This window comes from Streptococcus sp. 79 (genome assembly GCF_013277425.1).
In the GTDB taxonomy this organism is placed as follows: domain Bacteria; phylum Bacillota; class Bacilli; order Lactobacillales; family Streptococcaceae; genus Streptococcus; species Streptococcus pseudopneumoniae.
Genome location: NZ_VMMW01000042.1, coordinates 1 through 23625 on the forward strand (window position 1 = coordinate 1; position 23625 = coordinate 23625).

Annotated in this window: 17 protein-coding genes and 2 pseudogenes; 16 read left to right on the forward strand and 3 right to left on the reverse strand. The window is 39.1% G+C overall.

Features of this window, described 5'->3' with window-relative positions:
- Positions 1-17: 17 nt before the first annotated feature.
- Positions 18-743 (reverse strand): 16S rRNA pseudouridine(516) synthase, encoded by a 726-nt coding sequence (locus tag HT729_RS07040; protein WP_172931840.1) that lies wholly within the window; start codon positions 741-743, stop codon positions 18-20.
- 161 nt (positions 744-904) lie between these two features.
- On the opposite strand from HT729_RS07040, the gene typA reads away from it, so the two are divergent.
- From typA to lysS, 10 genes are all read left to right on the forward strand, one after another.
- On the forward strand, positions 905-2746 hold the full coding sequence (typA, locus tag HT729_RS07045) for a translational GTPase TypA (RefSeq protein WP_000164111.1): 1842 nt from the start codon (positions 905-907) through the stop codon (positions 2744-2746).
- A 19-nt stretch (positions 2747-2765) separates the two neighbouring features.
- A complete protein-coding gene (locus HT729_RS07050) occupies positions 2766-3020 on the forward strand; it encodes a DUF3165 family protein (protein ID WP_000262803.1) in 255 nt (84 codons plus the stop codon).
- 521 nt (positions 3021-3541) lie between these two features.
- Entirely contained in the window at positions 3542-5563 is a 2022-nt protein-coding gene (locus tag HT729_RS07055; RefSeq protein WP_172931841.1) for a bacteriocin-associated integral membrane family protein, read from the forward strand.
- Between the two features lies 1 nt (position 5564).
- The gene (locus HT729_RS07060; protein WP_000571283.1) at positions 5565-6206 is read left to right on the forward strand and encodes an ABC transporter ATP-binding protein; all 642 of its coding nucleotides are present in this window, start codon (positions 5565-5567) and stop codon (positions 6204-6206) included.
- A 103-nt stretch (positions 6207-6309) separates the two neighbouring features.
- Positions 6310-7662 (forward strand): UDP-N-acetylmuramoyl-L-alanine--D-glutamate ligase, encoded by a 1353-nt coding sequence (murD, locus tag HT729_RS07065; RefSeq protein ID WP_172931842.1) that lies wholly within the window; start codon positions 6310-6312, stop codon positions 7660-7662.
- Position 7663: 1 nt separating this feature from the next.
- A complete protein-coding gene (locus HT729_RS07070; protein ID WP_172931843.1) occupies positions 7664-8722 on the forward strand; it encodes a UDP-N-acetylglucosamine--N-acetylmuramyl-(pentapeptide) pyrophosphoryl-undecaprenol N-acetylglucosamine transferase in 1059 nt (352 codons plus the stop codon).
- A 9-nt stretch (positions 8723-8731) separates the two neighbouring features.
- Positions 8732-9952, forward strand: a complete 1221-nt coding sequence (locus tag HT729_RS07075; protein ID WP_172931844.1) for a cell division protein FtsQ/DivIB — start codon at positions 8732-8734, stop codon at positions 9950-9952.
- A 232-nt stretch (positions 9953-10184) separates the two neighbouring features.
- The gene (pyrF, locus tag HT729_RS07080) at positions 10185-10886 is read left to right on the forward strand and encodes an orotidine-5'-phosphate decarboxylase (protein ID WP_172931845.1); all 702 of its coding nucleotides are present in this window, start codon (positions 10185-10187) and stop codon (positions 10884-10886) included.
- Between the two features lie 33 nt (positions 10887-10919).
- Positions 10920-11552 carry an orotate phosphoribosyltransferase gene (gene pyrE / locus HT729_RS07085; RefSeq protein WP_138335561.1) on the forward strand — a complete coding sequence of 211 codons (633 nt, stop codon included), beginning with the start codon at positions 10920-10922 and terminating at the stop codon, positions 11550-11552.
- A gap of 373 nt (positions 11553-11925) precedes the next feature.
- Positions 11926-13416 (forward strand): lysine--tRNA ligase, encoded by a 1491-nt coding sequence (lysS, locus tag HT729_RS07090; protein WP_172931846.1) that lies wholly within the window; start codon positions 11926-11928, stop codon positions 13414-13416.
- 67 nt (positions 13417-13483) lie between these two features.
- Here the strand turns inward: lysS and HT729_RS07095 are convergent.
- Positions 13484-14363 (reverse strand): annotated as a pseudogene (locus HT729_RS07095) (ISL3 family transposase); the annotation flags it as partial.
- A 65-nt stretch (positions 14364-14428) separates the two neighbouring features.
- Between HT729_RS07095 and HT729_RS07100 the strand changes: the two are divergent.
- From HT729_RS07100 to kdpC, 6 genes are all read left to right on the forward strand, one after another.
- On the forward strand, positions 14429-17062 hold the full coding sequence (locus HT729_RS07100; protein WP_000847726.1) for a sensor histidine kinase KdpD: 2634 nt from the start codon (positions 14429-14431) through the stop codon (positions 17060-17062).
- The gene (locus HT729_RS07105) at positions 17052-17777 is read left to right on the forward strand and encodes a response regulator transcription factor (protein ID WP_000787304.1); all 726 of its coding nucleotides are present in this window, start codon (positions 17052-17054) and stop codon (positions 17775-17777) included. The genes HT729_RS07100 and HT729_RS07105 overlap by 11 nt, the downstream gene beginning before the upstream one ends.
- 299 nt (positions 17778-18076) lie before the next feature.
- Entirely contained in the window at positions 18077-18154 is a 78-nt protein-coding gene (gene kdpF / locus HT729_RS07110; protein WP_007285010.1) for a K(+)-transporting ATPase subunit F, read from the forward strand.
- A gap of 12 nt (positions 18155-18166) precedes the next feature.
- Positions 18167-19912, forward strand: a complete 1746-nt coding sequence (locus HT729_RS07115; RefSeq protein WP_000939242.1) for a potassium-transporting ATPase subunit KdpA — start codon at positions 18167-18169, stop codon at positions 19910-19912.
- Positions 19913-19920: 8 nt separating this feature from the next.
- Positions 19921-21990, forward strand: coding sequence for a potassium-transporting ATPase subunit KdpB (kdpB, locus tag HT729_RS07120; protein WP_166727882.1), 2070 nt, complete (start codon positions 19921-19923; stop codon positions 21988-21990).
- A 124-nt stretch (positions 21991-22114) separates the two neighbouring features.
- Positions 22115-22732, forward strand: coding sequence for a potassium-transporting ATPase subunit KdpC (kdpC, locus tag HT729_RS07125; protein ID WP_001225808.1), 618 nt, complete (start codon positions 22115-22117; stop codon positions 22730-22732).
- Positions 22733-23139: 407 nt separating this feature from the next.
- Here kdpC and HT729_RS07130 read toward each other — a convergent pair.
- Positions 23140-23432 (reverse strand): annotated as a pseudogene (locus HT729_RS07130) (ISNCY family transposase); the annotation flags it as partial.
- Positions 23433-23625: the final 193 nt, after the last annotated feature.

A 23625-nucleotide genomic window follows, 5' to 3' on the forward strand; every position in this document is an offset into this window, starting at 1 on the left:
CACGGGTGGTTATGACTTTATCGACTCATCTCTAAATAGTTTTTAATGATTTGTAACTCTTTTTGGTTCAAAGGGAGGTAGTTACCTTCTGCTAAATCTGGGTTCAATGTAAAGTCCCCAAATTGGATTCTCTTGAGGCTAGTCACCTTAACACCAACCGAGAGGAACATTTTCTTGATTTGATGAAATTTTCCTTCTGAAATGGTGATAGAGGCTTGGCTGAAAGAAGGACTTGCAGATAGAATCTCTAGTCTTGCAGGTTTACAGACAGTACCATCTAAAAAGACAATTCCCTTTTGAAAGGCTTGTATTTGGGCAGGTGTTAGAAGTCCATTGACCTCAACTTGGTAGGTCTTATCGACATGATACTGAGGATGAAGGAGTTGAAAGCCCAAGGGGCCGTTATCGGTCAAGAGGAGGAGGCCCGTCGTATCTCGATCCAGTCGGCCGACGGCATAGAGCTTGTCAGACTGGATGTCAGGTGATAGCAGGTCCATGACAGTTGGAAGTTGCTTGTCTTTGTTGGCTGTCACGACACCAGCAGGTTTATGTAGCATGAGATAGGTGTGATCATAGCCTCGAATGATACGGTCCTGAAAAAGGAGTTCTTGTAGTCCCGTATCGATATTTTGAGCTAGGGAGCGAGCTGGGCAACCATCGACGAGAATCTCCCCTTTTAGTAAGGCTTGTTTCATGGCCTTTCGGCTGATTTTTTCTTGAGCTAATAAATTATCTAAACGCATACTGTGCCTATCTTATCATAAGTCGCTTGCTTTGAAAAGGCTTGACGTGAAAAGAAAAGCGGAGTGAAAACATTTACACTTGCTTGAATTATGTTATTTACTTGAAATTATGGTATAATCGTTCAGTTAGAAAATAAATTTTGAATATTATAGAGGAAATCATGACAAAATTAAGAGAAGATATCCGTAACATTGCGATTATCGCCCACGTTGACCACGGTAAAACAACCCTCGTTGACGAATTATTGAAACAATCAGAAACGCTTGATGCACGTACTGAATTGGCTGAGCGTGCTATGGACTCAAACGATATCGAAAAAGAGCGTGGAATTACCATCCTTGCTAAAAATACTGCCGTTGCCTACAACGGAACTCGTATCAATATCATGGACACACCAGGACACGCGGACTTCGGTGGAGAAGTTGAGCGTATCATGAAAATGGTTGACGGTGTTGTCTTGGTCGTAGATGCCTACGAAGGAACAATGCCACAGACTCGTTTCGTATTGAAAAAAGCCTTGGAACAAGACCTTGTGCCAATCGTGGTTGTTAACAAAATCGATAAACCATCAGCTCGTCCAGCTGAAGTAGTGGACGAAGTCTTGGAACTTTTCATCGAGCTTGGTGCAGATGATGACCAGCTTGACTTCCCAGTGGTGTATGCTTCAGCGATCAACGGAACTTCTTCATTGTCAGATGATCCAGCTGACCAAGAAGCGACTATGGCACCAATCTTTGACACGATTATCGACCATATCCCAGCTCCAGTAGACAACTCAGATGAGCCTTTGCAGTTCCAAGTATCACTTTTGGACTACAATGACTTCGTTGGACGTATCGGTATCGGTCGTGTCTTCCGTGGTACTGTTAAGGTTGGGGACCAAGTTACCCTTTCTAAACTTGATGGCACAACTAAAAACTTCCGTGTTACAAAACTCTTCGGTTTCTTTGGCTTGGAACGTCGTGAAATCCAAGAAGCTAAAGCAGGTGACTTGATTGCCGTTTCAGGTATGGAAGACATCTTTGTCGGTGAAACCATTACTCCGACAGATGCAGTTGAAGCACTTCCAATCCTACACATCGATGAGCCAACTCTTCAAATGACTTTCTTGGTCAACAACTCACCATTTGCTGGTAAAGAAGGTAAATGGGTAACTTCTCGTAAGGTGGAAGAACGCTTGCAGGCAGAATTGCAAACAGACGTTTCCCTTCGTGTTGACCCAACTGATTCACCAGATAAATGGACTGTTTCAGGACGTGGAGAATTGCACTTGTCAATCCTTATCGAAACAATGCGTCGTGAGGGATATGAACTTCAAGTATCTCGTCCAGAGGTTATCGTCAAAGAAATCGACGGTGTGAAATGTGAGCCATTTGAACGTGTTCAAATCGACACTCCAGAAGAATACCAAGGGTCTGTTATCCAAAGCCTTTCTGAACGTAAGGGTGAAATGTTGGATATGATTTCAACTGGTAATGGTCAAACTCGTTTGGTCTTCCTTGTTCCAGCGCGTGGTTTGATAGGTTACTCAACTGAGTTCTTGTCAATGACTCGTGGTTACGGTATCATGAACCATACCTTCGACCAATACTTGCCATTGATTCCAGGGGAAATTGGTGGTCGTCACCGTGGTGCCCTTGTTTCTATCGACGCTGGTAAGGCTACAACTTACTCAATCATGTCTATCGAAGAACGCGGTACGATCTTTGTCAACCCAGGTACTGAGGTTTACGAAGGAATGATCATCGGTGAAAACTCTCGTGAAAATGACTTGACAGTTAACATCACGAAGGCAAAACAAATGACCAACGTTCGTTCAGCTACTAAGGACCAAACAGCTGTAATCAAGACACCTCGTATCTTGACACTTGAAGAGTCTCTTGAGTTCTTGAACGACGATGAGTACATGGAAGTAACGCCTGAGTCTATCCGTTTGCGTAAACAAATCCTTAACAAGGCAGAGCGTGAGAAAGCTAACAAGAAGAAAAAATCAGCTGAATAAGAGCTAGAAAGAGAGAAAGATGGTCTATTTAGTCCTAGGGATTTTACTGCTCCTACTCTATGTATTTGCGACACCAGAAAGCATTAAAGGGACAGTCAATATCGTCGCTATGGTATGTATTTTAGTGGCACTTTTGGTTTTGTTGGCTCTATCTTTTCTGAAAATTTTTCAATTACCAACAGAAATATTCCTAGCAATAGCCATGTTAATCCTAGCTTACTTTAGTGTGAGAGACATCACACTCATGCCAGTCAAAAAAAGTAAAAGAAGATAAAAAAGAGAGTTTCGGCTCTCTTTTTTTGGTAGGAATTTTACAATAGTTTGAATTGTTTTTTACTATAACATCATCTCTTTTGCTTGGATAATATGAATGGGAAAAACTGAACTTAAATTCTTTCCCAACATCTATTTCTAAGGAAACTTTAAAATTCTATTACTAATAATATTTTAGTAAAATATGTTGATAGATTAGATAGAAAGTGATATATTTACGGTATAAGAAACCGATTTCAAAATAAGAAAGGATTAAATTTATACTCAATGAAAATCAAAGAGCAAACTAGGAAACTAGCCGCAGGTTGCTCAAAGCACTGCTTTGAGGTTGTAGATAAGACTGACGAAGTCAGTCACATATATAATCCAAGGCGACGTTGACGTGGTTTGAAGAGATTTTTGAAGAGTATTGTTGTCTTGGTGCTCAGGGTGTGATGGATTAAACTAGGAAAATAATTCTAAGAATTTATAAAAGATAAAATCTTTTTCTATAGGGTTATTCTCTTATACAAGGAGACTACTATGAAGAAACTATTCATATTACTATCAACTTTTTTTCTCAGCTTCTTCCTTGCTTGGATTATTGTCTTACGTGCGCCACAATATTTATATGCAAGCTATGATTCCGTCTCTTTACTTCGTGTCAAAAAAGATACTCAAGAGCCGACGCGTGAGGTATTTGAACAGGAATTGGAGAAGTTTGAAAACTCAGAACAGAGTTTAATAGCTAGAAGAATTGTAGAGCCGAGTAAGGATGGGACAACTCACTTTACTTATGCAACTTATGGTCAGGGAACTTTACCAAAAGAATTCCAAGAAGCTAGTCAAGAAAGTCGTGAACGTAGTGATCCGCTAAATAGTTATCTCCTTTTGTCAGGCTCCTTGACGAAAGAAAAGCTTGCCGATAAATTAGGAGATTTGGGTTATAAAGCAATTCCTGACCGAAAGACACCGCCCTATTCTCTTGCTTTTAGAATGTTACTAATTCCCCTTATTTTAATTAGTTTAGCAATATTTGGTTTATCTTTCTTTGCTTTAGTGATTATCACTCGGATTAAGGAAATGAGAGCAGCAGGTATAAAACTCTTTTCTGGTCAGACTCTCTTATCCATCATGGGGCATTCTTTATCTACTGATATCAAATGGCTCCTTCTATCAGCCCTCCTTTCCTTCCTAGGTGGGGGAGTCGTTCTTTTTAGTCAAGGTTTGTTTTATCCTATCTTGTTAGCCACCTATGGTTTTGGGATTAGCTTCTATCTTTTATTTTTATTGGCGATTTCAATTTTACTAATGCTTCTTTATCTAATGAGTTTGAGTTACAAAGCATTAGTTCCCGTTATTAAGGGAAGATTACCTCTTAAACGCTTGATGGCTTTAACCCTATTGTGTCAGTTGGTTGCTGTCTTTACAGTAGGCTACGCTGTTAAGACAGGTTTGACGTCTTACCAACGATTGAAAGAACTTGAAATTTCAAAACAAGCATGGCAGGACAGAGCAGACTATTATCAAATTTCTTTTGGCTTAGGTGATAGAGTAAAAGATACAGAAAATCAGAGCAAGTGGTATGCCTTTGCCAAGGAAGCAATCGAAGAAGAACAAGCTCTTTATGTAAAGGATAATCTGTTACATTTTGCCAATCCACAAGGAAAAAATGAACAGGGAGAGACACTGGATACCTATAGTCCAGATGCTAATGTTCTCTATGTGAGTCCAAGTTATTTGGACAAGGAAAAGGTCGTGGTAGATGCTGAGACCAAACAGAAGTTAGTCCATCTTCAAAAAGGAGAATTTGGACTCTTACTACCAGAATCTCTTCGTTCACAGGAAGCAGAACTTAAGAAAGCTTTTGAAGAAAGTTTGAACTATTACGGGCAATCAAGTGAGGAGGCAAGTGCTCCTTTAGAGTATGAAATGAGAGCGATTGTTAGCTATCTTCCAACTGGAGAAAAGCGATTTGTTTATAATAACGGTGAAAGCCCAGTATCCATTCAGTACTTAACCGATCCGATTTTAGTTGTATTTACTCCAACATCTACAGGTGATAGTTTCATTTCAAAATATGTTTGGTCTATCAATGCTGGAAAACAACTTTTTATCAAAGGATATGAGAGTGGGCTAGAACTCTTAAAGAAAGCTGGAATTTATGAGCAAGTATCCTATCTTAAAGAAGGAAGAAGTGTTTATCTAACTCGTTATAATGAAGTGCAAACTGAAACAGCAACTTTAATCTTAGGAGCTATTGTGGGGATAGCTAGTTCCTTGTTACTCTTTTATTCTGTCAATCTTCTATATTTCGAGCAATTCCGCCGAGATATTTTGATTAAACGAATTTCTGGTTTACGATTTTTTGAAACACATGCTCAGTATATGGTTAGCCAATTTGCCAGTTTTGTATTTGGTGCTAGTCTCTTTATTTTAAGCAGTCGAGACTTGGTGATTGGCTTGCTCACTTTATTCGTCTTTCTAGCTAGTGCAGTTCTGACGCTTTACCATCAAGCGCAGAAAGAATCTCGTGTTTCTATGACAATTATGAAAGGAAAATAGGATGATTGAACTAAAGAATATATCTAAAAAATTTGGAAGCCGTCAGCTATTTTCAGATACCAATCTTCATTTTGAAGGTGGGAAAATTTATGCCTTAATCGGTACAAGTGGCTGCGGTAAGACAACACTCTTGAATATGATTGGACGATTAGAGCCATATGATAAAGGACAAATCATCTATGATGGTACTTCTCTTAAGGACATCAAGCCTTCTGTTTTCTTTAGAGATTACTTGGGATACTTATTTCAAGATTTTGGCTTAATTGAAAGCCAAACCGTCAAAGAGAATCTCAATCTGGGTTTAGTTGGTAAAAAGTTGAAAGAAAAAGAGAAAATCTCTTTGATGAAACAAGCTCTAAACCGTGTAAACCTCTCTTATTTGGATTTAAAGCAACCTATCTTTGAATTATCAGGAGGAGAAGCACAACGTGTTGCACTAGCGAAGATAATTTTAAAGGATCCTCCTTTGATTCTTGCAGATGAACCAACCGCTTCACTAGACCCCAAAAACTCTGAGGAATTACTTTCTATCCTAGAATCTTTAAAAAATCCGAATCGGACCATTATTATTGCGACCCACAATCCTCTGATTTGGGAACAAGTGGACCAAGTCATTCGAGTTACCGATTTATCACATAGATGATATGATAAAATTCAGTTAGAAGAAAGAGTCACAAACACACTTTGTGGCTTTTTTATTTCCATAAAAATGGTAAAATAGTAAGAGTAGAAATGGAGTTCGAGACATGAAAGTAATAGATCAATTTAAAAATAAGAAAGTCCTTGTTTTAGGTTTGGCAAAGTCTGGGGAGTCTGCTGCTCGTTTGTTGGACAAGCTAGGTGCCATTGTGACGGTAAATGACGGGAAACCTTTCGAGGACAATCCAGCTGCGCAAAGTTTGCTGGAAGAAGGAATCAAGGTCATTACAGGTGGTCATCCTTTGGAACTCTTGGATGAAGAGTTTGCCCTCATGGTGAAAAATCCAGGTATCCCCTACAGCAATCCCATGATTGAAAAGGCTTTGGCCAAGGGAATTCCTGTCTTGACTGAGGTGGAATTGGCTTATTTGATTTCAGAAGCACCGATTGTTGGTATTACTGGTTCGAACGGGAAAACAACCACAACGACTATGATTGGAGAAGTTTTGACTGCTGCTGGGCAACATGGTCTCTTATCAGGAAATATCGGCTATCCTGCCAGTCAGGTTGCTCAAACAGCGACAGACAAGGACACGCTGGTCATGGAACTTTCTTCTTTCCAACTCATGGGTGTTCAAGAATTCCATCCTGAGATTGCGGTTATTACCAACCTCATGCCAACTCATATCGACTACCATGGCTCATTTGAGGAATATGTAGCAGCCAAGTGGAATATCCAGAACAAGATGACAGCAGCTGATTTCCTTGTCTTGAACTTTAACCAAGACTTGGCAAAAGAATTGGCAAGAAAAACACAAGCTACCGTTGTACCATTCTCAACACAGGAAAAGGTTGATGGAGCTTATCTGGAAGATGGTCAGCTCTACTTCCGTGGGGAAGTTGTCATGGCAGTGAATGAAATCGGAGTTCCAGGTAGCCACAATGTGGAAAATGCCCTTGCGACTATTGCTGTAGCCAAGCTTCGTGGTGTGGATAACCAAATCATTAAGGAAACTCTTTCAGCCTTTGGTGGTGTCAAACACCGTCTCCAATTTGTGGATGAAATCAAGGGTGTCAAATTCTATAATGATAGCAAGTCAACCAATATCTTGGCTACTCAAAAAGCCTTGTCAGGATTTGACAACAGCAAGGTCATTTTGATTGCAGGTGGTTTGGACCGTGGTAATGAGTTTGACGAACTGGTTCCAGATATCACTGGACTCAAGAAGATGGTCATCCTGGGTCAGTCTGCAGAACGTGTCAAACGGGCAGCGGATAAGGCTGGTGTGGCTTATGTGGATGCGACTGATATTGCAGATGCGACCCGCAAGGCTTACGAGCTTGCGACTCAAGGAGACGTGGTTCTTCTCAGTCCAGCCAATGCCAGCTGGGATATGTATGCTAACTTTGAAGTACGTGGCGACCTCTTTATCGACACAGTAGCGGAGTTAAAGGAATAATATGAAAAAAATTGTCTTTACAGGTGGGGGGACGGTTGGACACGTGACCCTCAACCTTTTGTTAATGCCCAAGTTCATCGAAGATGGCTGGGAAGTCCACTATATCGGAGATAAACGTGGTATCGAACACCAAGAAATCCTCAAGTCAGGTTTGGATGTCACCTTCCATTCCATTACGACTGGAAAATTGCGTCGCTATTTCTCTTGGCAAAATATGCTGGACGTCTTCAAAGTTGGTTGGGGAATTGTCCAATCGCTCTTTATCATGTTACGACTTCGTCCACAGGCCCTTTTTTCAAAGGGAGGCTTTGTCTCAGTACCGCCTGTTATTGCAGCACGTGTGTCAGGAGTGCCTGTCTTTATTCACGAATCTGACCTGTCTATGGGCTTGGCCAATAAAATCGCCTATAAATTTGCGACGAAAATGTATTCAACTTTTGAACAGGCTTCAAGTTTGGCTAAGGTCGAGCATGTGGGAGCAGTGACCAAGGTTTCAGACCAAAAAAGTCCAGAACCAGATGAATTGGTGGATATTCAAACCCACTTTAATCCTAAATTGCCAACTGTATTGTTTGTCGGTGGTTCTGCAGGCGCTCGTGTCTTTAACCAATTGGTGACAGACCATAAGAAAGAACTGACAGAGCGCTACAATATTATCAATTTAACTGGAGATTCTAGCCTGAACGAGTTGAGTCAAAATCTTTTTCGTGTTGATTATGTGACCAATCTCTATCAACCCTTAATGGAATTGGCTGACATTGTTGTGACACGTGGTGGTGCCAATACGATTTTTGAGCTCTTGGCCATGGCAAAATTGCATGTCATTGTGCCACTTGGTCGGGAAGCTAGTCGTGGAGACCAGATTGAAAACGCAGCCTACTTTGTTAAGAAAGGCTATGCAGAAGAGCTTCAAGAAAGTGATTTGACCTTGGATAGTTTGGAAGAGAAGATTTCTCACTTACTAAGCCACAAGGAAGATTACCAAGCCAAGATGAAGGCTTCTAAGGAATTGAAATCTCTAGCAGATTTTTATCAATTGTTGAAAAAAGATTTATCATAAGGAAAGTAAATGTCAAAAGATAAGAAAAATGAGGGCAAAGAAATCCTCGAAGAATTGAAAGAGTTATCAGAATGGCAGAAACGAAACCAAGAATATCTAAAAAAGAAGGCTGAAGAAGAGGCAGCCCTAGCTGAGGAGAAGGAAAAGGAAAGACAAGCTCGGATGGCTTCGAAATCTGAAAAGTCAGATGAAACTGAGAACCAGAAGAGTGAATCTGATCCAAAAGACCCAAAATCAGCTAAGGACGAGTCTGAAGAAAAAGTAGAATCCTCAGAGGGTGACAAAGAGGAAGAAGAGATAGAAGAATCAGGGTCTAAAGAGAAGGAGGAACAGGATAAAAATCTTGCTAAAAAGGCTCCAAAAGAAAAAGCAGCCAAAGCAAAGATTCCTGGCCTCCATATCTTGCGAGCTCTAACGATTTTATTTCCAAGTCTGCTTTTATTGATTGTCTCTGCTTACTTACTCAGTCCTTATGCGACCATGAAGGATATTCGTGTTGAGGGAACGGTGCACACTACGGCTGATGATATTCGACAGGCTTCAGGCATTCAGGATTCGGATTATACGATTAGCCTTCTGCTAGACAGGGCAAAATATGAAGAGCAGATCAAGTCTAACTATTGGGTTGAATCAGCTCAACTTGTCTATCAATTTCCAACCAAGTTCACTATCAAGGTCAAGGAATACGATATTGTGGCCTACTATGTTTCTGGTGAAAATCATTATCCTATTCTTTCCAGTGGTCAGCTTGAGACCAGTGCTGTGAGCTTGGTTAGTCTCCCAGAAACTTATATATCAGTTCTCTTTAATGACAGCGAACAAATCAAGGCTTTTGTCTCAGAACTTGCTCAAATTAGCCCAGAACTCAAGGCTGCTATCCAAAAGGTGGAACTAGCCCCAAGCAAGGTGACATCAGATCTAATTCGATTGACCATGAATGATTCGGACGAAGTCTTGGTTCCGCTTTCTGAAATGAGTAAGAAACTGCCTTATTACAGCAAGATTAAACCTCAATTGTCAGAACCGAGTGTGGTCGACATGGAAGCTGGAATCTACAGCTACACTGTAGCGGATAAATTGATTATGGAAGCTGAGGAAAAAGCCAAACAAGAGGCTAAGGAAGCCGAGAAAAAGCAGGAAGAAGAACGTAAACGTTTAGAAAAAGAACAGAAAAAACAAGAGGAAGAGAGCAATCGAAATCAAACAAGTCAGCGTTCATCGCGTCGTTAGGTTTAGCTTTTCTCTTATAGTTCTTTAGTGACCATATTTTTACTTGACAAGTGCTGGTAGAAATAATAGAATAGTAAAAAACCTTTAAAGCAGTCCAGAGAGGCAGCTAAGGTTAGACGGTGAAAGGGTGGAGACTACCCATTTTTCGTGGAACCTTGCTGTTGGCAGGTTCCTTTTTTCGTGGCTTCTTGTGGCCAGACTCTCTTACTAGCAAAGGTAAAAGGAGAAACCTATGCGAGAACATCGTCCAGTCATTGCTCTTGATTTTCCTAGTTTTGAGGCGGTCAAGGAATTCTTAGCTCTTTTTCCAGAATCAGAAAGCCTTTATCTAAAGGTAGGGATGGAGCTTTATTACGCAACGGGGCCTGAGATTGTGTCTTACTTGAAAGGCCTGGGGCACAGTGTCTTTTTGGATCTCAAGCTGCATGACATTCCCAATACAGTCAAATCAGCTATGAAGGTCTTGTCTCAGCTTGGTGTGGACATGACCAATGTTCATGCGGCTGGTGGTGTAGAGATGATGAAGGCTGCGCGTGAAGGTCTTGGAAGTCAAGCCAAATTGATTGCTGTTACTCAGCTTACATCAACATCAGAAGCTCAGATGCAGGATTTTCAAAACATCCAAACCAGCCTGCAGGAGTCAGTGATCCACTATGCCAAGAAGACAGCTGAAGCGGGTTTGGATGGTGTTGTTTGCTCGGCTCAGGAAGTGCAGGTCATCAAACAGGCCACCAATCCAGAGTTTATCTGTCTGACACCGGGCATTCGTCCTGCAGGTGCTGCTGTTGGAGACCAAAAACGCATCATGACACCAGCAGATGCCTATCAAATCGGCAGTGACTATATCGTAGTGGGACGTCCCATTACTCAAGCTGAGGATCCTGTTGTAGCTTATCATGCTATCAAAGATGAATGGAACCAAGACTGGAATTAAAGAACTAGATTAGAAAAATAAAAGGAGAATACCATGACACTTGCTAAAGATATCGCTAGCCACCTCTTGAAAATTCAAGCCGTTTACCTCAAACCAGAGGAGCCTTTCACTTGGGCATCTGGTATCAAGTCACCAATTTACACGGATAACCGTGTAACGCTTGCCTATCCAGAAACTCGTACTCTCATTGAAAATGGTTTTGTGGATGCTATCAAAGAAGCCTTTCCTGAGGTTGAAGTGATTGCAGGAACTGCGACAGCTGGGATTCCACACGGAGCTATCATTGCTGATAAGATGAACTTGCCTTTTGCCTATATCCGTAGCAAACCAAAAGACCACGGTGCTGGTAATCAAATCGAAGGTCGCGTAGCTCAAGGTCAAAAAATGGTAGTGGTTGAAGACCTCATTTCAACTGGTGGTTCTGTTCTTGAAGCCGTAGCCGCAGCTAAACGCGAAGGAGCAGATGTGCTTGGAGTTGTAGCGATTTTCAGCTACCAATTGCCAAAAGCAGATAAGAACTTTGCGGATGCAGGTGTCAAACTTGTGACGCTTTCTAACTACAGTGAGCTTATCCATCTAGCCCAAGAAGAAGGCTATATCACACCAGAAGGCTTGGATCTCCTAAAACGCTTTAAAGAAGACCAAGAAAATTGGCAAGAGGTGTAAAAAATCAAAAGACTAAAAGGTTAAAAATTATACTATTCTGTCATATCAGGTGTATGAATGACAAGATTCAAGTTGTTAATGTTTTTTACGTCAATTGTTTAAGTTTTAGATTTGCTTGGCTTGCTCTTATATAAAAAGTAGCACACGTCATGAAAGTTACAAGGGTTAAAGTGTAATCCATAAACATGGTCAGATTTCCTTTTCTGAGATTTTGGAATTTCTTGCTTATCCCAGTCTTTTCAGTGATTTTGGCGTCAAGTTCTTTTTAGTTTTGAAAGATTATCCGTGAATTTCTTGCTTATTTATGATAAAATGGGAGTATCGCAAAAAATGACTCATCGTATTCAATTTTGAGTAAAACTAGGAGGATCCCATGTCAACAGAACATATGGAAGAACTAAATGACCAGCAGATCGTTCGCCGTGAAAAAATGGCTGCGCTCCGTGAACAAGGAATCGATCCTTTCGGAAAACGCTTTGAACGTACTGCAAATTCACAAGAATTAAAAGATAAATATGCCGACCTCGATAAAGAACAATTACATGATAAAAACGAAACAGCTACTATCGCAGGACGCTTGGTAACCAAACGTGGTAAAGGAAAAGTTGGCTTTGCCCACCTTCAAGACCGCGAAGGTCAAATCCAAATCTACGTTCGTAAGGATGCTGTCGGTGAAGAAAACTACGAAATCTTCAAAAAAGCAGACCTTGGTGACTTCCTTGGTGTCGAAGGTGAAGTGATGCGTACGGATATGGGAGAACTCTCTATCAAGGCGACTCACATTACACACTTGTCTAAAGCACTTCGCCCACTTCCTGAGAAATTCCACGGTTTGACAGACGTTGAAACAATTTACCGTAAACGTTACCTTGACTTGATTTCTAACCGTGAAAGCTTTGAGCGCTTTGTCACTCGTTCAAAAATCATCTCTGAAATCCGTCGTTACCTTGACCAAAAAGGTTTCCTTGAAGTGGAAACACCTGTTCTTCATAACGAAGCTGGTGGTGCGGCGGCCCGTCCATTTATCACCCACCACAATGCCCAAAACATTGACATGGTGCTTCGTATCGCGACTGAGCTTCACTTAAAACGCCTTATCGTAGGTGGTATGGAGCGTGTCTATGAAATTGGCCGTATCTTCCGTAATGAAGGAATGGATGCTACTCACAACCCTGAGTTCACTTCTATCGAAGTTTACCAAGCTTATGCTGACTTCCAAGATATCATGGACTTGACGGAGGGCATTATCCAACATGCTGCTAAATCAGTTAAGGGCGACGGTCCAGTCAACTACCAAGGAACTGAAATAAAAATCAACGAACCATTTAAGCGTGTTCATATGGTGGATGCTATCAGAGAAATTACTGGTGTCGATTTCTGGCAAGACATGACTTTGGAAGAAGCTAAAGCTATCGCTGCTGAGAAGAAAGTTCCAGTTGAGAAGCACTACACTGAGGTTGGTCACATCATCAATGCCTTCTTTGAAGAGTTTGTTGAAGAAACTTTAATCCAACCAACCTTTGTCTATGGACATCCAGTAGCTGTATCTCCACTAGCTAAGAAAAATCCTGAAGACCAACGCTTTACTGACCGTTTCGAGCTCTTCATCATGACTAAGGAGTACGGTAATGCCTTTACTGAGCTCAACGACCCAATCGATCAGCTTAGCCGTTTTGAAGCCCAAGCTAAAGCTAAAGAACTTGGTGACGATGAAGCGACAGGTATCGACTACGACTACATCGAAGCCCTTGAATATGGTATGCCACCAACAGGTGGTTTGGGAATCGGTATCGACCGTCTCTGCATGCTCCTCACGGATACAACTACTATCCGTGATGTATTGCTCTTCCCAACAATGAAATAAACGCTTATCCTCTGGCTCTTGTCAGGGGATTTTTGGCTCTTTGTCAACTGTAGTGGGTTGAAGTCAGCTAAGCTCGAGAAAGGACAAATTTCGTCCTTTCTTTTTTGATGTTCAAAGCGATAAAAATCCGTTTTTTGAAGTTTTCAAAGTTCCGAAAACCAAAGGCATTGCGCTTGATAAGTTTGATGAGATTATTGGTCGCTTCCAGTTTGGCATTAGAATAGTGTAGTTGAAGGGCGTTGATAATCTTTTCTTTATCTTTGAGGAAGGTTTTAAAGACAGTCTGAAAAATAGGATGAACCTGCTTAAGATTGTCCTCAATGAGTCCGAAAAATTTCTCTGGTTCCTTATTCTGGAAGTGAAAAAGCAAGAGCTGATAGAGCTGATAGTGGTGTTTCAAGTCTTCCGAATAGCTCAAAAGTCTATCTAGAATCTCTTTATTGGTCAAGTGCATACGAAAAGTAGGGCGATAAAATCGTTTATCGCTGAGTTTACGACTATCTTGCTGGATGAGCTTCCAGTAGAGCTTGATAGCCTTGTATTCATGAGACTTTCGATCCAATTGATTCATGATTTGGACACGGACACGACTCATAGCACGGCTTAGATGTTGCACAATGTGAAAACGATCAAGAACAATTTTTGCATTAGGGAGTGAAACAGTCTGGGAGATGTTTCAGCCTGAGCCTAGAAATTCGAAAGCGAAGCTGTTTAGCCAAGTCATAGTAAGGACTAAACATATCCATAGTAATAATTTTGACGCGACATCGGACGGCTCTATCATACTTAAGAAAGTGATTACGAATGACAGCTTGTGTTCTACCCTCAAGAACAGTGATGATATTGAGCTTGTTAAAATCTTGCGCAATGAAACTCATCTTTCCCTTGGTGAACTCATACTCGTCCCATGATATAATCTCAGGAAGGCTATTGTAAAAAAAATAAAATTAGGTTATAATGACTTCTGATAAATGATTTTACTACAAAAGGTTGGGTTAACTAAGGTGATGTTATGAAAACAGGGGCGTTAAGAATTTATTTTGGTTATGCTGCAGGAGTTGGAAAAACCTATGCTATGCTTAGAGAAGCGCAGCGAGCTCAAAAAGCTGGAGTAGATGTGGTAGTAGGTTACATTGAACCTCATAATCGACCTGAGACTATGGCTTTACTGATTGGTCTTGAGCAATTATCTCCTAAAACAATAAAATATAAAGGTATCACCTTAAATGAGTTTGATATTGATACTGCTTTAAGGCGTCAACCACGCATTATTTTAGTGGATGAATTGGCTCATACTAACTGTTTTGAGTCACGTAATAAAAAGAGGTACCAAGATATTAAGGAACTGCTTTATGCAGGGATTGATGTCTATACTACTGTAAATGTCCAACATATTGAAAGTTTAAACGATGTGATTGAAGCTATTACAGGGATTCAAGTTAATGAGATAATTCCAGATGCTATTTTTGATCAGGCTGATCAGATTGAACTTGTAGATATTGACCCATCAGATTTACTTGAACGATTGGATAAAGGAAAAATTTATTCTAAATCGCAAGCTAAATTGGCCAAGCGTCACTTTTTTACTGAAGAAAAGTTAATATCTTTGAGAGAAATCGCTTTGCGCAAAGCAGCTGATCAGATTAATGGAAGTGCTTTTCGAGGAAAAAAAGTTAAAGATAGTATTGTGACCAAGGAACATGTCTTGGTCTGTGTGTCACCCTCTCCCTCCTCTTCACATGTCATTCGCGCTGCTTCAAGATTAGCAAGTGCTCTTAATGCAGACTTTACAGCCCTGTATATTGGTAGTTTAGATAGGGAACTGACTAATCAGGAGTTACATCAGAACTTGGAATTGGCAGAGCGGTTGGGAGCTAAGGTGACAGTTATGGATTATAATAATGTGACCAAGCAGATTGCTGATTACGCAAAATTGAGCCGTGTTTCTAAGTTAGTAGTCGGAAAAAGTGGCTCCAGAACTATTTGGCCTAAAGAAAATATTGTGGAAGTTCTTAGTAAGAATGTTCCTGATTTGGATATGTTTGTAGTCCATAATACTAGAGGAAAAAAAGAGACTTCGGTTGGTAAGCTCTCGTTGCCTTCTTGGTTTTCTAAATGGCAATTTTCTTTCAGTGATTTGGTTAAAACACTGGTGGTATTGTTGCTAGTAACCTTAACAGGTCTTTTATTTCGTTTCTGGAATCTCAGTACCAACAACATTATAATAATATATATATTAAGTGTTCAAATAAATGCTGTTTGGACAAAAGGAAAACTTTATAGTGTGATTTCTTCTATTTTATCAGTTCTTTGTTTTAATTACTTTTTTGTGGCCCCCTACTACACTTTTACTTCTTTTAATCCTACTTATCCTATGACTTTTGCTATTATGTTAATTACTGGTCTGATTACTTCTAGTCTCATAAAAAGGATTCAAGAGCAGGCAAGATTATCTACTGAAAAATCTTATCTAACAGAGTTGTTACTACAAACAAATAGAGGATTATCTCAGGCAGACTCTATTCCTTCTATTTTAGAAGAACTAGCTATTCAAGTCAAAAAATTATTGAATAGTGATGTGGTGATTTATCCTGTAACAGGTGGTACTTTGGAGACGCCGAAATATTTCCCTACCAGTCATTCTTTGAGGACCTTAGCTGATTACTATCAGTACAATGAGCGAGGAGTGGTTGAGTGGGTTTTATATAATAATAAACAAGCTGGAGCAACAACAAACACCTTGTCTGCTGCTAAATTTCTGTATTTATCTGTCAGAGGTAAAGATTCTGTTTTTGCTATTATTGGTATTTTAATAGAGGATAAAACAATGATTGACCTGTTTGAAAAATCTGTTATTCTAACTGTTTTAGGAGAGGCATCCTTGGCATTAGAAAAAGAAGCATTACGCGAAGAACAACAAAAAATGGAACTTAAAATACAAAAAGAACAGTTAAGGGTTGATTTGTTAAGGGGAATCTCACATGATTTGAGAACTCCACTTACAAGCATATCAGGTCAGTCTAAATTAATGATGGAGACGGGGGGAATTATGGAGAAACAGCGTATGATAGAATTAGCTGCCTATATTTACGATGACTCTATGTGGTTGATTAATCTGATTGAAAATTTATTGTCAATTACTAAATTGGATAATGATACTACTCTTTCATTAAGAATAAATGTTTTCGATGAGTTGATTGAAGAAGCTTTGAAACATGTGGATCAACATATTAAGAATCATGACTTTGTTTTAATTTTATCAGATGATTTATTAATAGCTAAAATGGATGCTCCCTTGATTGTGCAAGTACTGGTTAATATCATTAACAATGCAGTTAAATATACGCATGAAGGATCTTTAATTACATTGACGAGTAATAGAAAGGATCAGAACCTGGTGGTTGAGGTTTCTGACGATGGTCCTGGTATTAACGATCAAGCAAAAGAAAAGATTTTTGACCTTTTTTATACATCAGAAAATTTGGCATCCGATGGTAAAAGAGGCCTAGGTATAGGACTATCTTTATGTAAGAGTATTATTACAGCACATGGGGGGACTATTTACGTCCATGACAATACTCCTAAAGGAGTTATCTTTGGATTTACACTACCACTAGCGGAGGTGAATGTATTACATGAAAAATGAAAATGTTAAGATTTTAATTTGTGAAGATGACTCTTCCGTTAACAGACTTTTATCCTTAGCAATGGAAGTTGAAGGTTATCATTATGTATCAGTTCGGACTGGAGAGGAAGCTTTGCGTCAGATCATTTCGCAATTTCCAGATTTATTATTATTGGATTTGGGTTTGCCAGATATGGATGGTAAAGACATTATTGACAAGATTCGTAGCTTTTCACAGCTACCTGTTATTGTTGTTAGTGCACGTGGAGAAGAAAGTGACAAGATTGATGCACTTGATGCTGGGGCAGATGATTATTTGACGAAACCCTTTAGCATTGATGAGCTTTTCGCTCGGTTAAGAGTTAGTCTTAGGAGGTCAAAGCAGATTAATCAACAAAGTGACGGTAATTCTGAAAAATCATCTTTTACTAATGGCTGGCTACATGTTGATTTTTTATCTAATCGTGTATTTGTTAATAACCAAGAAATTCACTTAACCCCGATTGAGTATAAGTTGCTTTGTCTTCTATCAGAGAATGTTGATAGAGTGTTGACTTATCGTTTTATTGTCAAGGAAATTTGGGGATATTATGAGGAAGATTTTTCTGCTTTGAGAGTTTTTGTTAATACATTGCGAAAAAAAATCGAATTAGGATTGGGTTACTCTAAAATGGTTCAAACTCATATTGGTATCGGTTATCGTATGATTAAGATTGAAAATTATGATGACAAATAATCCAAAAAGAATTTTATTCACCTGATTTGTAATTTCTTGGCAGCTATTTGAAACAAGTCTTAGGATAGGTTGTCTTAGGTTATTTTAGGAGACAATCTTTATATAATCTTTATTTTATATCCGTAATCTTTATATCATTTTTATACTTTTCGTGGTAGAATGATTATATTCTTGAAGGAGGATACAATGCTAGTAGATTTCATAATGTTTCTAGTTTTATTTTTTATTTTTTTGTTAATGATTGGTTTTATTGTTTGGTGTGATAAGCACCTTAAAGGTGATTAGAGGGAGAGTGTACTATGATAGTATTAGGAATAATTTTTGGTTTATTAATCTGTTATTTATTTTATGCTCTGTTACACCCGGAGAGATTTTAGGAGGAATGTGAGATGTTACAAATCATATTTGTCTTAGTACTGGCTTGTATTATTATATTACCAACTGGAAAGTATCTTTACCATATAGCTAGCCAGCAAAAAACTTTTGCAGATCCCATTATGGATCCTATTGATAGGTGGATTTATAAGTTGCTTGATGTGGACAAAAAAGGAATGACTTGGAAGGAGTATGCTGTAGCCCTTATTTTAACTAATGCTGTTATGGCTCTAGTGGCTTATGTAATCCTAAGAACACAGGCCTTTTTCTTTTTGAACCCCACCCGTGTTGGTTCATTAGAATCAAGCCTGAGTTTCAATACAGTCATATCTTTTATCACCAATTCTAATTTACAAAATTATGCTGGTGAGAGGGATTTGTCTTTTTTTAGTCAGATGGTTGTCATTACTTTTATGATGTTTACCTCAGCTGCTTCAGGCTATGCTGCTGCTATGGCTTTTATCAGAGGTGTATCAGGCAAGTATCAAGACATGGGGAATTTCTATGTTGACTTTGTTCGGGTGATTACTCGAGTGTTGCTTCCTTTTTCAATAATAGGCTCTTTGTTACTTATTTCACAGGGGGTTCCCCAAACACTATCAAAAGAGTTATATGCGACTACTTTGGAGGGCAATTTACAAGGTCTTATAATGGGACCGGTCGCTTCTCTTGAAATTATTAAACACTTGGGAACCAACGGTGGTGGTTTTTTTGCAGCAAATTCAGCAACTCCCTTTGAAAACCCTAATGTAATCACAAATATTATTGAAATGCTATCTATGATGTTGTTACCAGGTTCTATGGTAGTTGTTTTTGGTCATATGGTTTCATCTAGGAAAAAGGAAGATCATCCCTTTGAATCTGTACAGAAAGTTTCTTATAAGTCCACTAAATCTACGTTTATTAAACTAGGAGGACAGGCAAGACCGCTTCTGATTGTTATGCTATTCTTATTTTTTGTTGGTTTATCCATTATTGTTTGGTCAGAAAGTAGAGGAAATCCTGTCTTGCATCAATTGGGTTTGAATCAATCAATGGGAAGTATGGAAGGTAAAGAAGTTAGGTTCGGTATTCCAATGTCTGGCCTATTTACAGAAATAACAACGGCTTTTACAACGGGTTCCGTGAATAATATGCACGATACTTTGACTCCTCTAAGTGGTGGAGTAGCTATGATTAACATGATGCTCAATGTTATATTTGGCGGTAAAGGTGTAGGAATAATGAATATGATGCTGTACGTTCTTCTTACTGTTTTTATTTGTGGATTAATGATTGGGCGTGCACCTGTTTATTTAGGAAAAAAAATTGAAGGTAAAGAAATGACTTTAATTGCTTTAGCCATCATGGTTCACCCTATGATTATTCTAGGTTTTTCAGCAGTAGCTGTCTCATTGCCAGCAGGATTTAACAGTGTTACCAATCCAGGATTTCATTCTTTATCACAAGTGATTTATCAATTTACCTCAGCTTCTGCTAACAACGGATCGGGATTTGAAGGACTAAAAGACAATACTTTATTCTGGAATATATCTACAGGATTAGCTATGTTTTTTGGACGCTATGTGACTTTGATTCTTCAGCTATCGATTGCTGGTTCGTTAATGACTAAGCAACATGTGAATGATTCCCTAGGTTCTTTAAAAACAGATACGGGGACTTTTGCCATTATTTTAGGTGTGATAGTGTTGATTATATCAGCCTTAACTTTCTTACCAGTCCTTGTACTAGGACCTTTAGCTGAATTTCTAACTCAATGAGGTTTATTATGATTTCAAAGAAAACTTACTTTCTGACACAAAAGATACTACTCAGTTCCCTTAAAGGAGCGGTCGTAAAACTTCGCCCTAGTTACATGATTAAAAATCCAGTAATGTTTGTAGTTGAAGTTGGTTTTGTTCTGACCTTCTTTTTAACAATTATCCCCGTTGATGCTCAACAAGATAGCCAAAGTAGTCGATTGTATAATGGCATAGTAGCAGTGATCTTATTTTTAACTTTATTATTTTCTAATTTTGCTGAATCCATTGCGGAAGGAAGAGGAAAAGCACAGGCTGAAAGTTTAAAAAAGACGCAAGAAAATATGACAGCTAGACGACTCTATTTTGACAATGATGGTCAGACCCTTCTTGAAGAAACTATTGAGGCCACAGCCTTGCAAAAAGGAGATATCGTTCTGGTTAAGGTAGGAGAATTAATTCCTGGTGACGGTGAAGTTATTGAAGGAATTGCTTCTGTAGACGAATCAGCTATTACAGGAGAGTCAGCTCCGGTGATCAAAGAACCTGGTGGTGATTTTGCTTTTGTAACAGGAGGGACAACTCTTGCTAGTGACTGGCTTAAGTTGAAAATGACCTCACGTGCTGGAGAGTCTTTCTTGGACAAAATGATTTCCTTGGTAGAGGGTGCTTCTCGGCAAAAAACCCCTAATGAAATTGCCTTGAATACTTTGCTAGTTAGCTTAACAATTATATTCTTAATGGTAATTGGAAGTTTGTACCCGATTGCTAGCGCTTTGCACATAAAGATTACAGTTACTACTCTTGTGGCATTGACCGTATGTTTAATTCCAACAACAATTGGAGGTCTGCTGTCAGCAATTGGAATTGCAGGTATGGATCGCGTTACACGGTTTAATGTGATTGCTATGTCAGGAAAAGCAGTGGAGTCTAGTGGTGATGTGGATACTATGATTTTGGACAAAACAGGAACCATTACCTTTGGAAATCGTATGGCTGCTCATTTTGTTCCTGTAGATGGTGTTAGTCAAGAGTCTTTAATAAGAGCAGCTATGCTAAGTTCTCTACAGGATGATACACCGGAAGGAAAATCAATTGTTAAGCTTGCTAAAGAATATGGGGCAAGTATTCCTCCTATTTCTGAAGATATGACCTTTATTGATTTTACTGCTCAAACACGAATGAGTGGGATAGACTTTGTTGATGGGGGAATGATACGTAAGGGTGCCACAGATGCTATAAGTCGCTATATTAAAGGTAAAGGTGGTGTGATTCCGAAAGATTTGAAGTCTATCAGTGAAAGAATTGCTTCAGCTGGGGGAACTCCACTGGCAGTAGTGGAGGGGCAGAATATTTTGGGAGTGATTGCTCTCAAGGATACCATCAAACCAGGTTTAGTTGAGCGTTTTGCTCGCCTACGGGCAATGGGAATTAAAACTATTATGTGTACCGGTGATAATCCTCTTACCGCTGCGACCATAGCTCAAGAAGCAGGCGTTGATAGCTTTATCGCTGAATGCAAGCCAGAAGATAAAATTGAAGCTATTAAAAAAGAACAACGCTTAGGAAAAGTTGTTGCGATGACAGGAGATGGGACTAATGATGCCCCAGCACTAGCTCAGGCAGATGTCGGTATTGCTATGAATTCTGGAACAAGTGCTGCTAAAGAAGCTGCTAATATGGTGGATTTAGATAGCGATCCAACCAAGATTCTGGATATCGTTGAAATTGGAAAGCAATTATTAATGACGCGAGGAGCTTTAACCACTTTTTCAATTGCTAATGATATTGCCAAATACTTTGCCATTATTCCAGCTATTTTTATGCGCAGTATCCCCCAAATGCAATCGTTAAATATTATGTCATTATCAACGTCTTCCAGCGCAATTTTATCGGCTCTGATTTTCAATGCCATTATTATTCCTCTTCTAATTCCGATTGCGATGAAAGGAGTTTCTTATAAGCCTCAAAGGTCAGAAAAAGTTTTGGCTCATAACATGCTGATTTATGGTTTGGGTGGAGTCTTCATCCCGTTTATTGGAATTAAAATCATTGATATGAGTATTACTCCATTATTGTATCTATTGGGTTTATCCTGATAAGATTAGTTTAATATAATATAATATTTAGAGGAATAAGATTGAAACTTATCTACATTGCTTTACGTTTAAAAGAATCAGTGTCTTTTCCTTGGGTTGAGCATGAAAGGAATGAATAACAATCATGAGAAAAATATTTATACATATCAGACGTTCTGTCCGACTAAGTCTTTTATTTGGGGCGGTTTGTGGATTATTTTACCCTTTGCTGATTACCGGATTAGGGCAGTTTATTTTTCCTGTTCAAGCCAATGGTAGTCAAATTAAGCAGGATGGGAAGCTTATTGGATCGGCTTTAATTGGGCAAGAATTTTCGTCAGCTGCTTTTCTGCATGGTAGACCATCTGCTATTCAGTATAATACCTACCTTAGCGAAGGAGACCCAAGTGGACAAAGGCGGGATATTACTTCTGGTTCCCAAAATCTGGCTCCTAGTAATCCTGAACTAAAAGTACGTGTTCAAAAGGAACTGTCTCTTCTCATAGAAGAAAACCCAACTATTTCAATCAGAGATATCCCTGCTGATTTGGTAACAACATCGGCTTCGGGATTGGATCCAGAAATCAGTCCAGAAAGTGCTAAACTACAACTCCCCCGTATTTCTAAGACAACAGGTATTAGCTTGCCTAGACTGGAAGAAATCATTGACAAGCATACAGTAACAAAAATTTTTGGATTTCTAGGTGAAGATAGGGTGTCTGTGTTAAAAGTTAACATCGATATTATGAAGGAACTGAACTAACACCGCTGTAAAAGTTATACGGGTATTATTGCAAGTAATTAGTAGTGAGAGGTACGCCTATTACAAAAAAAGGGATAAAAAAGAACTCTTACTTCCTAGACTATATAATCTGATGAGTATCTTACAGATAGAGAAAGGAAGTTGGCATTTATTTATGAACTACTTTTAGCTGGTTTGAGATTTGTGACAAACTCATTTCACTGAAGAATTGTCAATCGAAAGTGATGATGTCCCAAAAAAATGGTGAGATTGAGGGCAATTATTTTGATTTTATTTGATACGAGGAACCCTTGAAGCTGTTTTGTCAAATGAAATGCTTGTCTTAGACTCCTTGCTTTCTCTCTCCTAAATGTAAGGGATAGAGTGATTTCCTTTAAGGAACAGCTTCCCATTTAGCGAGAAATAGATTATACTTGTAGCTGAGGAGAATGAAGCTCCTCACTAGTAAACTCTTCATAATCCTTTTTATTTTTCTGAAGATATTGTTTGAAAGATGTGAGTTTCCACGGATGGGTTTGTGGAGGGATATACTTGCGTCTTTCTTTTTTTGTTCTGGTTCTGGTTCAAAGTTTTTCGAATAGAGTTCATGAACTAGTAGCTCCTTTGTGTGATAGATCTTGTCAGCGATATTGAGGTAGATGTCACCGTCAACTTCTTTTATAACGAATGCTTTCGTCTTTCTGCTGAAATAGACTTCTTTTCCTTTCTGTTGATAGGCTAGTAGCAGATGATTGCTTTGTCTTTTAGAAAGGTTCAGTTCGACACAGGCTCGATTATTTGTTTTCTTTCCTTGGTCTATAGCTTTTATCACAAGATATTTTTTCGTTTCATTCATATTCAGTTGGATCCTTTTCATACGACTATTTTATCAAATGGGACATTTTCACGTTCGA

Excerpts from the sequence above, each read along its gene's own strand:
- HT729_RS07040 (WP_172931840.1), bottom strand. The coding sequence starts at position 743 with ATGCGTTTAGATAATTTATTAGCTCAAGAAAAAATCAGCCGAAAGGCC.
- typA (WP_000164111.1), top strand. The coding sequence starts at position 905 with ATGACAAAATTAAGAGAAGATATCCGTAACATTGCGATTATCGCCCAC.
- HT729_RS07050 (WP_000262803.1), top strand. The coding sequence starts at position 2,766 with ATGGTCTATTTAGTCCTAGGGATTTTACTGCTCCTACTCTATGTATTT.
- HT729_RS07055 (WP_172931841.1), top strand. The coding sequence starts at position 3,542 with ATGAAGAAACTATTCATATTACTATCAACTTTTTTTCTCAGCTTCTTC.
- HT729_RS07060 (WP_000571283.1), top strand. The coding sequence starts at position 5,565 with ATGATTGAACTAAAGAATATATCTAAAAAATTTGGAAGCCGTCAGCTA.
- murD (WP_172931842.1), top strand. The coding sequence starts at position 6,310 with ATGAAAGTAATAGATCAATTTAAAAATAAGAAAGTCCTTGTTTTAGGT.
- HT729_RS07070 (WP_172931843.1), top strand. The coding sequence starts at position 7,664 with ATGAAAAAAATTGTCTTTACAGGTGGGGGGACGGTTGGACACGTGACC.
- HT729_RS07075 (WP_172931844.1), top strand. The coding sequence starts at position 8,732 with ATGTCAAAAGATAAGAAAAATGAGGGCAAAGAAATCCTCGAAGAATTG.
- pyrF (WP_172931845.1), top strand. The coding sequence starts at position 10,185 with ATGCGAGAACATCGTCCAGTCATTGCTCTTGATTTTCCTAGTTTTGAG.
- pyrE (WP_138335561.1), top strand. The coding sequence starts at position 10,920 with ATGACACTTGCTAAAGATATCGCTAGCCACCTCTTGAAAATTCAAGCC.
- lysS (WP_172931846.1), top strand. The coding sequence starts at position 11,926 with ATGTCAACAGAACATATGGAAGAACTAAATGACCAGCAGATCGTTCGC.
- HT729_RS07100 (WP_000847726.1), top strand. The coding sequence starts at position 14,429 with ATGAAAACAGGGGCGTTAAGAATTTATTTTGGTTATGCTGCAGGAGTT.
- HT729_RS07105 (WP_000787304.1), top strand. The coding sequence starts at position 17,052 with ATGAAAAATGAAAATGTTAAGATTTTAATTTGTGAAGATGACTCTTCC.
- kdpF (WP_007285010.1), top strand. The coding sequence starts at position 18,077 with ATGATAGTATTAGGAATAATTTTTGGTTTATTAATCTGTTATTTATTT.
- HT729_RS07115 (WP_000939242.1), top strand. The coding sequence starts at position 18,167 with ATGTTACAAATCATATTTGTCTTAGTACTGGCTTGTATTATTATATTA.
- kdpB (WP_166727882.1), top strand. The coding sequence starts at position 19,921 with ATGATTTCAAAGAAAACTTACTTTCTGACACAAAAGATACTACTCAGT.
- kdpC (WP_001225808.1), top strand. The coding sequence starts at position 22,115 with ATGAGAAAAATATTTATACATATCAGACGTTCTGTCCGACTAAGTCTT.